Annotated in this window: 5 protein-coding genes; all 5 read left to right on the top strand. The window is 42.1% G+C overall.

The window, feature by feature from the left end:
- The first annotated feature begins 368 nt into the window (after nt 1-368).
- The 5 genes from FS373_RS20355 (at nt 369) to galU (ending at nt 16,731) form a co-directional block, all read left to right on the top strand.
- Nucleotides 369-6,824 carry an Ig-like domain-containing protein gene (locus tag FS373_RS20355; protein ID WP_152830465.1) on the top strand — a complete coding sequence of 2,152 codons (6,456 nt, stop codon included), beginning with the start codon at nt 369-371 and terminating at the stop codon, nt 6,822-6,824.
- A 589-nt stretch (nt 6,825-7,413) separates the two neighbouring features.
- Nucleotides 7,414-10,623 (top strand): CRTAC1 family protein, encoded by a 3,210-nt coding sequence (locus FS373_RS20350; RefSeq protein ID WP_227993066.1) that lies wholly within the window; start codon nt 7,414-7,416, stop codon nt 10,621-10,623.
- A 636-nt stretch (nt 10,624-11,259) separates the two neighbouring features.
- Entirely contained in the window at nt 11,260-13,575 is a 2,316-nt protein-coding gene (locus FS373_RS20345; protein WP_194165911.1) for a thioredoxin domain-containing protein, read from the top strand.
- 243 nt (nt 13,576-13,818) lie between these two features.
- The gene (locus FS373_RS20340; protein WP_152830463.1) at nt 13,819-15,762 is read left to right on the top strand and encodes a polysaccharide biosynthesis protein; all 1,944 of its coding nucleotides are present in this window, start codon (nt 13,819-13,821) and stop codon (nt 15,760-15,762) included.
- A gap of 81 nt (nt 15,763-15,843) precedes the next feature.
- Nucleotides 15,844-16,731: a UTP--glucose-1-phosphate uridylyltransferase GalU gene (gene galU, locus FS373_RS20335; RefSeq protein WP_152830462.1), complete on the top strand. Its 888-nt coding sequence runs from the start codon at nt 15,844-15,846 to the stop codon at nt 16,729-16,731.
- The last annotated feature ends 29 nt before the right edge of the window (nt 16,732-16,760 follow it).

Below are 16,760 nucleotides of genomic sequence, written 5' to 3'. Positions count from 1 at the left end.
TACCTGCATATTAAAATAATGAGTTAATTTTAACCTAATGGTAACAATAGGCAATAAAAAACTATGGTTTCACGTCAAAGGTTTGACCACTTATAGTTGTTTGGCTAACAAGTAACCAAATGATTTTTGATTCTTATATTAAATTATGGCGGGGTGGTGTGATGTATTATATTGATAAGTATAGATATTTTGCGCGTTTCCTTTCTGCGTGAAAGTGGGTGTTTTGTATTGAGTACTGGCAAGATTAATTAAAAAGGGGGATAACAATAATTGAATCAAGTGTTATCATTATGTTTATTGGTATTTATTCTTATATTTGAGTTGCGTTCTTTTATTGTGCTAATAAGAGATTTATAAAAGGAATTACAATGAAAAACACCTCCTGGCAGAAGAAGTGTCTTTTAAGGGCTGTTAATGCAGTTTTTTATATCTCATTATTGTTGGTCGCAAAGTTTGCAAGTGCTGCAGGTACCGATTTAACTTTAGTGGGCATGTTTAACACGACGCCAATAGCATCGGGTCATGTCAGTACGCTGACTTATACCTTAACGAATACCTCAGCAAGCTCAGCATCAGATATTGGGTTTTTAGCGAGTCTACCAGCTAGTCAACTGATTGCTGGACAAGTTATGGGGGGGACTAGTTGTACGGATGGTAGTTTTACAGCCAATGCAGGGGAATCAACTTTTACAGCGAGTAATTATCGGTTAGGTGCGGGTGCAAGTTGTAGTTTTTCATTTAATATTACAGGAACAGTTACTGGCGCAACTCTTGTTACCGGGCTCACTTCCAGTCTAGGAAGTGGATCAGACTCTTCCACCACGCTAAATATCGATGGGACTCTATTTACTGTTGGTGTATCTCTTGCCGCATCAACGATTTCTGTTGGTGCGATTAACACTATTAATTATACATTTTCAAATACAGGCAGCTTAATTGCTGGAGGTACGGCATCTATTAATCTACCAGCAGGAATTACCATTGCTCCTGTAGCCAACTTTACCACTGATTGTAGTGGGGTAGTCGTTAATGAACCGGTTGGTGATGATTCCATCACAGTTACAGGGGTAATGCTAAATTCCGAAACTTCATGTACCGCATCTATTGATATATTAGCCGATACCCCTGGTACGTTTGATCTTATTTGGAATGATGCCTTTGTTACTTTTCCGTCTTTAATTACATCTGGTTTGGTAGGGGTTTCTTTTGACGTTCAACGAGAATTTCTTAATCTAAGCTTTTCCCCAATAACTGTCGTACCAGGTTCTGCAGCTGGTACGCTTGATATTACGGTGACCAACTTTGATCGAAGCTTCGCTGCTACTGATATTACTTTTTCTGATGATTTAGATAGTGCACTAACAGGTCTTGTAGCCACAGGTTTGCCGCTTGCGGATGTTTGTGGTTCAGGTTCTAGTATTTCAGGTTCTTCTAGCATTACTTTAACAGGGGGAAGCCTTGCCACCGAAGGGAGTTGTAGCTTCTCCGTTCCAGTGACGATTCCTGCGAATGCTGCTCAGGGAGCGTACACGAATACCGCTACGGGTATATCTGCAATACTCAATGGCTCAACAACGAATTACACAGATGCGAGTAATGCTTTGGTGGTGTCGAATGCGCCGAGTCTTACCGTTAGTGTTGTTGAACCATTTTTAACTGCAGGCGACACGGTGACTTTACGCCATGTTCTAACAAACCTAGATACCGTTAATGCGGCTAGTGATATTAGTTTTACAACCGATATAAGTGGTATAGACGGGATCGTGTCTCCGACGATACCTGCGGCTGGTAGCTGCGGCGGGAGCTCAGCTTTTAATTTGATATTCGCTCAAGACAATGCACCTGTTGTTGAAGGTGTTGTAGTGACCAGTGCGGACCTTGCCGCTGGTGATAGTTGTACTTTTGATATGGTGCTAACTTTGCCAACCAGTTTAGCTGCAGGCAGTTATAATATGTCAGTAGGCACTATATTATCGACCATCAATTCACAGTTAATATCGAGTGGGTCACCGTCTGCAAATGTTGCAATTAACATAGATACAGCCCCTTCAATGAGCTTTTCATTTGCCGAAGGCACGGTTCTACCTGGTAGTGCTGGCGTTATAAACTTCTCACTCCATCATGACTTTGCATCTTCCGCTTCTGCCACTGATATTGGTTTTACTTTAGATCTTGATGCCGCAATGACTGGCATGGTTGCAACAGGGCTACCTAGTGGGGATATCTGTGGCTCGGGTTCAAGTATCAGTGGGGCAGGGCTAGTTACGTTTACAGGAGGAATACTGGCTGCGGCTGAAACTTGTGAGTTTTCGGTTTCGATACAGTTACCAGCAGATACTGTTGGGGATGTCACTCTTACAAGCTCAGTTATCAGTGCTCAAGTTAATGGCAATAGCGTCAGCAACAGTATAAACAGTGCCGATCTGAGTGTCAGCGGTGTGAGCTTTAGTAAAAGCTTTAATATTAGCTCTGTGTCTGTTGAATCAATCAGAGTGGGCGCAAGTGGTGCGGATGTCGACCTAACTTACTTGATAACCAACGCAGTGGGAGCAGGCGACGCTACAGCTATAAGTTTTTCTGAAGATTTTTCAAAGCTCAATATCGGTGCAAGTGTTACTTCTATTGCTCAGTCTAATTTTTGTGGTGCTTCAAGTTCTGCCGCTGGTACGACTATGTTATCGGTGTCAGGCGTTGAAGTGAGTGCTGGCTCCCAATGTGCTTTAACGGTGACGGTACATTTCCCTGCAGGGACTTTAGCTAATTCTTACACCACAGCCTCTAGTACTTTAATGGCAACCATAGGTGGGGTTGTGTTTATTAGCCCTGCCATAGATAACATCAGTGTTAACGAGATCACCGTTGCTTCAAGCGTTGATGTCACTAGCCCTACATCAAATACCTCTGTCAACATGACTATCAATTTTTCCGATAACGTGACTGATTTTATTCAATCGGACATTACCGTTATCAACGGGACGTTATCTGGATTTAGCGGTTCAGCAAGTAGCTATAGTGTTGTTGTTACTCCAATTGCCGATGGGGTGGTGACTTTATCGGTTGCGGCAGGCGTTGCAATTGATGCTCTCGATGCCACTGTGACGAATACGGCAGCTGTTGACGTCGAGTTTGAATACCAAACGACTCCATTAGTCCCAACTCCTAGTTTAGCGATTAGTGCACCTTCATCATCATTAGCCAATTCCGGGCCAGTGACATATACGGTAAGTTACTTTGATGTAGAGCAGGTCAATTTAACTGCTGCTGATATCACGCTTAATAAAACAGGTAGTGCTAATGCGGACATCACTATTGTCAATGGTGATATGAGTACTGCGACGGTCAGTTTAACTAACCTTAGTGGTGAAGGCTCTTTGGGTATCACTATTGCTGCAGGAACGGCTCGTTTTAGTACTAATTTATCACCTGCAGCAGGACCCAGTAATATTTTTTCAGTCGATGTAATTCAGCCAACGGTTACAGTTACAGGCCCTTCTAGCCCTCAAATAAATTCTTTTGTTGTGAATATCAACTTTGATGAAAGTATGTCGGGTTTTACTGTTGATGATATTACGGTTACCAACGGTACATTATCTGATTTTCAAACTGTGAATGCTGCTAGTTATACTGTTCAAGTTGATGTAATGGGGGAGACAAGTGTTTCTGTGGAAGTTGCTGCTGGTGTAGCAACGGACAGTACAGGTAATGGAAATACGCAATCAAATACGTTTAGTATCAATTATGATGATGTTCAGCCGACAGTAACCATTAGTGGTCCATCGGGTACGACTACTACAGCATTTACTGCCACTATCGGTTTTAGTGAAGATGTCACAGGTTTTGACATCGGGGATATCATTGCAGCTAATGCGGGGTTGAGTAGTTTCACTGTGATAGATGCTGCAAATTATTCTGTTCTGGTTACCCCTGTGGTGCAAGCGAGTGTCAGTTTGGATATTGCTCAAGGTGCTGCAGTCGACCTTTCCGGTAATGGCAATATAGTAGCAACAAGTTATGCCGTTGTTTATGACTTTAATGATACACCGGTCATTTCTGGTGTGGCATCGACATCGGTAGATGAAGACTCATTGTATAGTTTCTCTCCAACCTTTAGTGATGCAGATATTGCAGATGCACTTTTATTTAGTATTACCAATAAACCTTCTTGGGCCTCTTTTAGTTCTGTTGATGGCACACTTTTTGGTACACCAACCAATGATGATATAGGTACAACTTCCGGTATTGTTATCTCGGTTTCCGATGGTGCTTTATCGGCTTCGTTAACTGCATTTAGCATCGAAGTCATCAATACCAATGATGCACCAGTTATATCGGGTACGCCTTCTACGTCTGTAAATGAAGATGTTTTCTATAGTTTTACTCCTACAGCAGCAGATGTAGACACAGCCGATTCACTAATGTTTAGTATCATCAATCAACCTACTTGGGCAACGTTCAGTTCTGTCGATGGTACGGTTTCAGGGACGCCAACTAATGATGATGTAGGAACTACTGCTGGAATTGTTATTTCTGTTTCTGATGGCGTTGAGTCCGCCTATTTATCTGAGTTCAATATTGAAGTATTTAATGTTAATGATGCTCCAGTGTTTAGCTCATCACCTGTTATCCAAGTTGCAGCGGGTGTCATTTATTCTTACCCACTAGCTGCGACAGATATTGATCCTACTCATTCAATTAGTTTTGAGCTGGCTAGTGGACCTGAATGGTTAAGATTAAGCAATGATTGGGTGGTGCAGGGAACTGCTCCCGAAGAAGCAATAGGTGAGCAGTATAATGTGGTTATTGCTCTTTATGATGGCGAAATCGAGTCGCCAGTGCTGCAAGAGTATGTCCTAAGTGTTATCGCGCCAATTGACACTGAAATATCTTCTCATTTCTATTTTACTCCCGCACCAGCAACGGCTGATCAAGCTGTCAGTTTGGTCTTAGAGTTAACTAACCTTGGGTTCATTCCTGCTGACAATATCATTTTTGATATTGTCATTAGTCACGGTTTGACCATAGATACACTGCCAGCTGCTTGTATTGAAACTGAGTCTAACACCCTAAGCTGTCAGTTAGATTCTGCTATTGAAGCTGGAGATGTTGCTAGCACGCTTATAGCTTTGATTGTCGATGATGTTGGTTCTGGGTTTACTTCTGCTGAGGTGGTGATTTCTGGTGGAAATCTAGACGGAGTTGTAATCGATGACAATGCTCAATTGCTACTCGCCAATGTGCTGTCAGTGCTTCCTGGCGAGTTGCTGATAAGTAGCCCGTCTAGTGTCGGCTTCGCAGTGGATATTGATGGAGATAGTTTCGTAGATCTGCTTAGTTATGATGCTAACACTATGATGACATCGGTTTTAATTAATGATGGCAATGGTCAACTTATTCCCTCTACGAGTTTAGCGATGAGCCAAGAGGTTAAATCTCTATTGGTGGCTGATGTAGACGGCGATGGTAACCTTGACCTCATTACTGCCAGTGGGAGTGATGCAAACAGTGTTGTTTATCTGCTAGGTGAGCAATTGCAAGTGCAATCAAGTGTGGTACTCGATGCACTGAGTGCTGATTTTATTTTAGTGGCAGATTTGGATAACGATTCATCGGTTGAGGTTATTCTTGCAGGCTTTGCTCAAGTTGATATTGCTGTGTACTCGCATGTTGGTACAGATGAGATGACGGTTAGTGTCATTAATGTTTTTGAGCTTGTGCAGGAAAATAGCTCAAGTAATTTGAGTGTTTTAGGTGAAAAAAATAGCTCAGATAACTCAACAGCTAAAGTTGCAGATAGTGACAAGGCCCCCGCTCTAAGCTCGGATACGGGTGTGACATCCTTAAGTCTCGTTGAAAGTAGCGAAGGTCTCCGTTTACTTGTTGCCGGCGATATGAGTGCGCCAGTGTTAGTCAATATGGATGAGACGCAATGGACATCTGTCGCCGTTCCTAGTATTACCCAGCCAATTGAGATAATGGCAGTTGCTGATGTCGATAGTGATGGTATTTCTGACGCCTTTATCTATGGAGACACTGGGTGGAAGCTCATTATCAATGTGTTTGAAACTGACTTTATGGTTAGTGATGTCGAATTCCCTGATGCGGATGAGGTTTTAGTATCAGATCTGAATGATGATGGTGTTAATGAGATCTTGTTTATCATGCCTCAGGGCGTGAGTATTTGGCATTATTATAGTCTGAATGACATCCGTGTTGATGATGCTGTGATTGTAACTGATGAACTCGCTCAGTTAGTGTTATTGGATATCGATAATGATGGCGACTTGGACATTATTACCTTTGATGGACAAGCTGGTGTGTTTCTTTGGTATTTGAGTCTAGATGGTGGTTTTGGTTTGCAAGAAACAGATGTTTCGATTTTTGCTGATGGACCTAACTTCCCTCAGATTGATGTAGCATCGCCTGTAACATTCAGTATCAGTAACCTCTCTAAAGCAATGGCTACAGAAGTCAGCGTATCAATCAGTGTTGGAAGTCGTTTTGAATCTTCTAATATACCTGGCAATTGTATTGGCCAAGATGGCAAGTATGTTTGTAGCTTAGGAGAGCTTGCAGGCGGAACTCGTAAAGAAATTGAGTTCTGGATCACACCTAAATCTGTTGGTGAGTTTTCAATTATCGCGACCGCTAAACCGCTTGAGTTTGATATCAATGAAAACAATGACACGGTTGAGCTTGTGTTAGATGTTCAGGGGAAGAACGATAGTGAAAGCAGTAGCGGTAGTATGCAGGCCTGGGCTATTTTCTGCTTGTTAATGCTGGTTGCATATAGAAGAGTTTATGTACGAAAGAGCTTCTCTCTGTAGGTTTGCATGTTTGTAGGAGGGCGCTTCAGCCCCGAGTCTTGGATAAGTCTCTTGGCCATCTGATAGTTTCCTCCCGGCTAACGCCGATCCTACATAGGTTTACAAATTGTAGGAGGAAGCTTCAGCCCCGAGGCTATGAAATATGTATTTAGGTTATTTTATTAGTCCTCTCCCGGCTAAAGCCGGTCCTACATAGGCTCATATGTAGATGGTGCCCGTTTATTGGAAAGGAACGGTTGTAGGAGGGTGCTTCAGCCCCGAGGCTTGGAATAGGCCTTTTGGACATTTGATAGCTTCCTCCCGGCTAAAGCCGGTCCTACAGAGGTTTGTATCTTGTAGGAGGGCGCTTCAGCCCCGAGGCTATGAAATATGTATTTAGGTTATTTTAATCGTCCTCTCCCGGCTAAAGCTGGTCCTACATAGGTTTGTATCTTGTAGGAGGGCGCTTTAGCCCCGAGGTTGCAGATTTGTTGGCATCTATGTTGTTTTTTGATATCTTGAAATTGATAAATATTTAATAAAAATATGTCGGCCTCTCTTGCTGTTTATTGTGCTTTAAGGAGAAGGTAACGGCAAAAGGGAGTTGTATATGCGCAGTATAAGCAATGGAATTCATTCTAGTTTGGGCTTTAGTGATAATCCAGTTCGAAAACTAGCCGTCAGTATCAAAGCCGCAATGTTGGGTCTGGTGCTAATATCATCGGGTATAGCCGCAAATGTTTACGCCGAAGATCAAATTGATATCAGTCAACTAGATGATGGCATATTAAAACTGATGGGTAAGTTAGAGTCGGTGAAAGACCCTAAATGCCACGCTACAGCAACTCGTCTCGAAGGTCTTATCTATGGCACTCCATTATCTGCCAATGCCAGATATGCTAAAACTGAACTGCAAAAACGACTCGTTCGTGCTATTTGGCAAAAAGCTGCGAGTCTTTATCCTGATGCCAGTCAACTGACACTTTCTCAAGTCAATGCAGCAAGTGAACTTCTATTTCAAACCAAGCTAAAGCAAGGCTTTCCTGATATTAATCAGTCTTACTGGTCAGTAAGTACTAATGGCGTCATCACAGAAATTAACAGTCGTGATCAACAGCATTATGGTTCGATTGCTTATACCTTGAGAGCCATGCTTGCTGTGCAGCAAGATGTGTTGCTCGATTTTGATATCGAACTTCCAGGGCTCAGTGATGATGCGACCAAAGCCATCACTGAAAAAGTTGATTTAGTCACTTTGTCACTGTTAAAAAGAGCCGACACTCTTGCCCGAGATGCGGATAGTTATGAAGTTTCGGCGCAGATGGTTACCCAAAGTTGGCGTGTTATTTTCCCGTCTCTGGATTCTTCTGCAAATGAAAGAGTTGCAAACAGTTCATCAACTAAAATCGTGAAGTCAGGTTTGTTACTGCCCTTGATTGAGCAGAAAATTGCAGCTTTCGAACAATACAATGAGGTCAATCAAACCCTTTTCGCACGTAATCTTCAAGTGTATTTTGCGAAACTCGCTTTGCCTAAAGACCCAGCTAAAAAGGCCGCATTTAAGCAATATTTCACCGAGGCAATGATAGCATTCTCAGGCACGCTTTATCTTGATGCTCAGGCTCGAGTCAATAAGGGGTCAACAATTAAAGAATCTGATGTCGCAGCGTCAGTGCAAAGTTTGCTTCCTCATAGCATTAATGAATATGAAGATGTGATTTTTTATCCTAATTATCCCAAGGATAAACAAGTTGTCATAGAGTCTTATGATATGGACTCGTTCAGAGATTCAGGTTTGCATTGGCTTTACTTTAAAGAGGCATTGCTCGATGCTAAATCGTTAGTCAAAATTGAAGCAGACCCTTTTGCTGCTGAACTTCTCAGTGAAGCGATCGCTCACTATGGTGTGCTGCTGCTTAGAAATACAGGCTTTGAAGGAAAGCGCTTAAAGCAAGAGGTGCTAAGTGCTGAGCTTGTGGCCCTGAGTTATGAAGAAATCATGTCAGATCTACAGACCTATCAAAGTTATCAGCCACAGAAGCTTGTAAAAACAGGAATTATTTCTGCCGGTGGCAACGGCGGCGACACACCTCAGACTCGTTATTTTATTAATGTGACAGATAAGCAAGGTTTTAAAGCCGAGCACCGCTCATCAGACTGGCTAAGTCGTCAATTACGTAGCTATCTAAGCAAGAGTTCTGAAACTGGCATTATCACTATCCCTCCTGCATTTGGTGGCGGTGGTGTTGCGGCTGAAGATATTAATAATGACGGGCTAATCGATATCCTCATTTTGAGTGGCCTTGGTAACAAGCTCTATCTGAATAAAGGCGGTTATTTCGAAGATATTACGGTTTCAGCTGGTCTTGATAATCACAGTAAGAGAAAAGGTTCAGAAGACACCGCTGGTGAGCCTAGACAACCTTTGATAGCCGATTTTGATAATGATGGCGATCAAGACATAGTGATCACTTATGTCGATGAAGCTCACCGGGTATATCGTAATGATGGCGCGGGTAAGTTTACCGAAGTCACCGCTACTGCTTCACTCGGTGGCGCAGGCCTTGTAGGCGGCCCTGCAACGACGTTTGATGTGAACAACGATGGCTTACTTGATATCTACATCGAATACTTCGGCAATTACCTCAAGGGCGAGCTTCCAACCCTTAAACGTAGAAATGATAATGGTGGCGTCAATGTGCTATTCATCAATAAAGGTGGTTTCAAATTTGAACAGGCTAAGGATGCGTTAGGCGCCAATAACTCCGGCTGGGGGCAGGCGGTAACACATACAGATTTGAATATGGATGGCTGGCAAGACCTCATCGTAGGTAATGATTTTGGGGTGAATGCTTATTATATCAATCAGCAAGGGAAGGGTTTTGTCGATTATGCTGCCAAACTAGGTACTGACAAGCCGTCATATACGATGAATTTGAGTTTAAGTGACCTTAACCGTGATGGTATCCCGGATATTTATGTGTCGAATATTGTGACCATGAATAAAGATCAGAAGTATGTCACGCCAAGCGAGGACACCAGTGCCGAGTTTAATCCCGATCATTTAGCCAATATGCGAGTCGTCGAAGGCAATGATCTGTTTTTGTCCACTTTTACCGATAGCGGTGCAATTAAATATCAGCACAGTGACTTGGTTGGCCGAGGTTTTTCATCAACAGGTTGGGCATGGGATGCTGACTTTTTCGATGTAGATAATGATGGGGATGATGATCTCTATGTGCTCAATGGCATGAATGACTATTATGTCTACTCCACTGACAATCCCTATTACAACGATCCTATGACAGGCGAAAGCTTAGCCGTTAATTTCCCGGATGCTGCTAAAGCCAGCAATGTGTTTTTTCTCAACAGCGGCGGAAAATTATCGAATGTTTCAGCGTTAAGCGGACTGGACATGATAGCTAACTCGCGATCGGCTTCTTATCTGGACTTTGATAATGATGGTGACTTAGATGTGGTTGTGAATAACTACCATGATACGGCGCAGCTATTCGAGAATCAGGCGCAGAAGCTCAATAATAACTGGATTAAAATCACCTTGCAGGGATCACCTCAACATGGTGTGAATCTCGATGGCATAGGGGCACAAATTGTCGTGGGTTATGAAGGCGATGGTTACTCATGGCGTCAAGTCAGTGGTAGCCAGGGCTATATGTCAGTACATCCTAAACAGCAACATATAGGGTTAGGTAAAGCGACTTCGGCTAATCTTATGGTGATCTGGCCTAATGGAACCAGGCAACATATTAGTAATGTGAAAGCTAATCAGAGTTATACGGTTCGTTATCCGGAGAGGTAACTTAGGAGCGGTTTCGGGTTAAAGATAGAGCTAAGAAAGTCTCGATAACGCAGTTTCGAGTTAAAGATAGGGCTAAGAAGTCTCGATGAAGCGGCTCCGAGCTAAAGATAGGGCTAAGAAGGTTTCGAGTCGCGAGGTACAAGCTAAGAACACTGCAAAGGATGTTGCGAAAATAGTCGGGCTGACGGTTGGCTTTGATTGGTAATGCTTGTGTAGGAGGTGGCTTTAGCCCCGAGGCTTGGGATATGTATTTAGACCATTTTGATAGGTTTCTCCCGGCTAAAGCCGATCCTACATTGGTTCATATGTAGATGGTGCCCGTTTATTGGAAAGGAACGGTTGTAGGAGGGTGCTTTAGCCCCGAGGTTTTAGTTAGGCTATTTTGATAGCTTCCTCCCGGTTAAAGCCAGTCCTAGATAGGTTTGTATCTTGTAGGAGGGCGCTTCAGCCCCGAGGCTATGAAATATGTATTTAGGTTATTTGATAGGTTCCTCCCGGCTAAAGCCGGTCCTACACTCTGACATGTCCGTAATGGTTAATTATTTTTGGTGAGAGATCCCTCCGATGTATTCAAGGTTTTTTCTTATATCATGTTTTTTGTTCTTCATTAGCATTGGTCAAATCAGTGCGGATTCCGTGAGTATTAATAAGACAGTGCTTAACGATACTGACTTGATGATCGCTTTTGAAAGTCGTAAACCTTGGCTCGTTAATCGTAAGATTGTTAGTTCACAAACATCAACGCCTAAGTATCTTAATAACTTAATTAATTCAGAATCTCCTTATCTGCTCAGTCACTCTCTTCAGCCTGTTGATTGGATTGAGTGGCAACCTGATTTTGAAACTGATTTTCAAAGCGGTGGTAGGCTGGTCTTTATTTCAATTGGCTATTCTACCTGTCATTGGTGTCATGTGATGGCAGAAGAGAGTTTTGCTAATACTGACATCGCAGATATTCTAAATCAGTCTTACATCAGCATTAAAGTCGACAGAGAGCAGTGGCCGCTGGTGGATGAGCGTTTTAAATCTGCATTGGAACTATTGAAAGGTGAGGCCGGCTGGCCTCTCAATGTCATATTGACGCCAGATGGCAAGATAGTTTGGATTGACTCTTATCTTAATAAAGATAAGTTTACTAAAGTGATCCAAGGACTTGCTAAGAGATGGGAGAAGCAACCAAAAGTTATATCTAGTTTGGCGAATAGAGTAGACGCTATAGTAAATCCTGATCCACTTCCTACTTCTAATCCAGAAACAAATCCGCTTTCAAAAAGTGATTGGCGAAAGCTATTACCTGAGCAACATCAGTCAGTTTATCAAGCTTTACTCAATGAAGAACGCCTCAGTGAACCGCGTTTTTTTCGAGAAATCTGGCAACTTGGTTTATTGGATGAGTATTTACGAACAGGCAATAAAGCTTATTTAGAGGCTGTAGAAAATCAGCTTTCTGAAATATTGCTAAGTCCGGTATTTGATGCAATAGATGGTGGTTTTCACCGTTATACTGTAGATAGTAAATGGCAGACCCCTCACTTTGAGAAGATGCTTTATACCCAAGCGAATATGATCAGCCTGTTAGCAAGAGCTTACGGAATTACAGGTAAACAGCATTACCGTATTGCAATGGAGCAAACCATTGATTGGGTCGAGCAGTGGTTGCAGAATGATTCAGGTTACTCTTCAGCTGTATCGGCTCTCTCTGAAGGCATAGAAGGTAAGTACTATCATTTTAGGGAATATCAGTCAGACTCTGGCATTGTAAATCGGGTTGGATTCAAAGCTTTAACAGGAGTCATCAACGAAACTCAAAGCGGAAATAATCAGAATGTCTTAGTATCACTTGATTCGTTAGATTCTGATTGGCGTAAGTTGCCTAGTTATCAGGAATTAACAAAATATCGTAAGCAAAAGGTAAAGCCAGAAATTGATGAGAAAGTCATAGTCAGCTGGAATAGTCGTTACGCGATTGCACTTCTCGACGCTTTTGAGGTAACAGACAAAGCAGAATATTTAGATAATTCCTCCCACTTACTTGAGTTGCTTTGGCAAAGTGCAATACTTGATGAAAAGTTATACAGGATAGTGTTTTTGAGGCGTGCATCGATACCAGCACAGCTAGAAGATTATGCTTTGTTTGCAAAAGCTCAGTTTCGTCTGGCTTTCTATCAGCCTTGGCAGGGTGAAAGCATATCATCTGGTATTGAAACTAGGGCATTTGGGGATGGTTCAGCAGTTACAAGGGGGAATTGGTTATTAGAGCAAATGATGTCCAATTTTGATGACTCTGATGGGAAAGATTTGTATGCCACATTATCCCGTTTGAATATAGATGGCGAACAGACATCAGTTTATACCTCAGTATATAGAGCTCTGTCTCTAGGAAGTTTATATTCTCAAAATCCGGCTTATAAGCAAATATCTAGTCAGCTCAGCAAGAGTCATAGTCCCCTCTTAAGTGAATTGTTTAAGAATTATAGTTTCGTTGGCAGTGTGGCTGATGGCTTAGTGCCTGCTAGGTTGAGCAATACCCTTTTTGCTAGAGGGCATGGCCGTATAACAGCTCAGTATAGTGGTGGTTTTCTGCAAACTAGTATAGAGAAACACTTTAACAGCGGAATAATTCAAATAGTTTTTACTATGGAAAATGGATGGCATGTTAATGCTAACCCAGTTTCAAAGAATCGGCTTATCCCCACAAGGGTTAAGTTAGGTCGAGGTGTTTCAGACTCACAAACTGATACGGACATTCGATATCCAGAACCTATAATTCGAAAGCTTGGCTTTAGTGATGATAAACTTGCACTTTACGAGGGCCGATTTGAGATCTTTCTAGAAGGAGGAATAACCCAAGAGGGGGAGCAGCAGGAAAAACTAAAGTCTATTGATATTCGAGTCCAAGCTTGCTCCGATCAACTTTGTTTGTTGCCTGAAACCATAAAACTGAATCTGTAATTTTCTCTAAATGAATGTGTGGCTGGAATGATTAAAACTAAAGAGAAAATCCTGGCTAATGTTATGTAGGCATAGTGTGCTGATTATGTTGGCTACTGGTTTTTTTGTGTCGAAACTTGCTTGGAATGCCCTCTAAACTGAAGTGAACTTAATATTTTATGCTATTATTCTTTGTCTATGTTCTATTAAATAAAAACTTGAGTTGTATTTGATATGTTGAGCCTTTTTAATTCGGAGCGGAAAATGGATTTTTTGCAAGTTTTCTTTTCTTTAGATCGTACCTATAAACGCCTTGTTAGTGTTGCTATTGATACTGTGTGTTTAGCCTTATCATTTTGGCTAGCGGTTATGGTACGTACAGATACGGTTGATTCTCTGACTAATACTGGATATTGGTTTTTGATAGCACTTGCTTGTCCTATCAGTATTCTAGCTTTTGCTAAATTGGGACTATACCGAGCAGTGCTAAGGTATCTGAGTTTACAGGCTTTAACTGCAATATTTATCGGTGTTGTTATCTCGACAGTCAGTTTAGTTTTTATCTCCTATTTTGCAGATCTTGGCTTACCAAGAACAGTACCTATCATCTATGCAGCATTTTCTCTTGTGTTAATCGGTGGCTCAAGAGGGGTCATACGCGCCATTGTTGGTTCAGGCATGAAGAAGGAGGGTGAGCCTGTAATTATTTATGGCGCGGGTGTAAGTGGTCGGCAACTCGTTACAGCTCTTATGCAGAGTCATGAATATTACCCTTTTGCTTTTGTCGATGATGATAAGTCGACTCATGGTAGTGTGGTACAAGGCGTCCATGTTCATTCACCTTCGATAATACGAAAATTGATTAAGCAGAAGCAAGCCACTAAAGTTTTACTTGCAATACCAAGCGCTTCTCGTCTTCGTAGAAAAGAAATTTTACTATCATTGGAACCTCTAGCCGTGCAAGTATTAACTCTTCCTGCTATGGCAGATTTGGTCAGTGGCAATAAACTTTATAGTGATATTAAAGAAGTTGAAATTGATGATCTTCTGGGGCGTGATGCTGTAGCACCTAGACAAAATTTACTTGCTGACAACATTTTTGACAAAGTTGTTATGGTGACTGGGGCGGGGGGGTCTATTGGATCTGAGTTATGTCGTCAAATTTTAAAGCAAAAACCCAAGAAGCTAGTATTATTCGAACTATCTGAATTTGGTCTATATTCAATCGAAAAAGAACTTTCAACCACAGCTTTAGAAAGTGGATTGGATGTTGAGATCTTACCTATGCTAGGCTCTGTGCAACGTGAGAATCGAGTTCTCGCAGTGATGGAATCTTTCAAGGTACAAACGGTTTACCATGCCGCAGCCTACAAACATGTGCCGTTAGTTGAGCATAATGTTGTTGAGGGAGTGCGAAACAATGTATTTGGCACCATGTATACCGCAAGAGCTGCAATTGCCGCAAAAGTAGGAACATTTGTATTAATCTCAACAGATAAGGCTGTGAGGCCTACTAATGTTATGGGGACGACTAAACGTTTGGCTGAGTTGTCATTACAGGCGCTGGCTAAAGAGAATCATTCAACGCGCTTCTGTATGGTACGTTTTGGTAATGTCTTAGGGTCATCAGGTTCTGTAGTTCCACTGTTCAGAAAGCAGATTGCAGCAGGTGGTCCGGTCACTGTTACACATCCTGAAATCACTCGTTTCTTTATGACTATCCCAGAAGCATCTCAGTTAGTGATACAAGCTGGTGCTATGGGAAAAGGCGGGGACGTGTTTGTTCTTGATATGGGCGAGTCGGTTAAGATTGTCGACTTAGCATCTAAGATGATCCGCTTAAGCGGCTTTGAAGTTAGAGATACTACTAATCCCGCTGGCGATATCGAAATTGACTTTACAGGGTTAAGACCGGGTGAAAAGCTCTACGAAGAACTCTTGATTGGCGATGATGTTACTGGTACTGGTCATGAGCGTATCATGACCGCAAATGAAGCTTACCTTTCTTGGGAAGAGCTAGAGCTCATTCTTAGTAAACTTGATATGGCATGCCATGAATTTAATCATGAGTTGATTCGAGACATATTGCTGAAGTCACCAACAGGGTTCAATCCAACTGATGGTATTTGCGATCTTGTTTGGAAAGTTAAGAATGAACAAAAAACTCAAGAGGTGACCAATGGCAAGGTTATTTCTTTAGTTTCTTAATCTATCATTTAGTAGCAACGGTTCCTTTGATAAAAGGAGCCGTTTTGTTTTAAAGTATATGTTTCAAAAGGTTTGATTTTTATGAAAGTTGTTATTCCTGTAGCTGGGCTTGGTACGCGTATGCTTCCTGCTACCAAAGCCATCCCTAAAGAGATGTTGCCTTTAGTCGATAAGCCTTTAATTCAATATATTGTCGATGAGTGCGTTAAAGCTGGGGTTAAAGAGATTGTGCTGGTAACTCATGCCAGTAAAAATGCCATCGAGAACCATTTTGATACTTCTTATGAGCTAGAATCAACGCTCGAGAAGCGGGTAAAGCGGCAGTTACTGGAAGAAGTACAGGCTATTTGTCCTAAAGACGTGACCATAATGCATGTGCGTCAAGGTGAGGCTAAAGGGTTAGGGCATGCTGTCTTGTGTGCTAAGCCATGTATTGGTAATAATCCTTTTGCTGTGGTTTTACCCGATGTGATTTTAGATGAATATACAGCTAATCAAACCAGTGAAAATTTAGCGGCCATGATTGGCCGTTACAAGTCTACTTTGGCGAGTCAGATCATGGTTTCACCTGTGCCCGATGAAGACGTCAGTAAGTATGGTATTGCCGATTGTGATGGCGTGGGTTTGTGTGCTGGTGAGTCAACAGCTATCTCTAAGATGGTCGAGAAACCAGCTCTTGATGAGGCTCCATCTAACCTTGCGGTTGTAGGCCGTTATGTTTTATCTGACAAAATCTGGGATCTTCTAGCAAGAACACCTGCTGGTGCCGGGGATGAGATCCAACTTACAGATGCCATCGATATGTTGATCGAATCCGATACCGTAGAAGCATTTCATATGACAGGTAAGTCCCATGATTGTGGTGATAAGCTTGGCTACATGACTGCATTTGTAGAATATGGCCTCAGAAACGATAAGTTAGGTACAGAGTTTAGAGCGCAGTTGGAACAAATTTTAGCGAAAGACTGAGTTTAGTTTTGTTTTTTTGTAGGAGGGTC

This window comes from Shewanella sp. YLB-07 (genome assembly GCF_009377275.1).
The sequence above is the reverse complement of the archived record's forward strand: the minus strand, read 5'-3'. Positions and strand labels throughout refer to the sequence as shown.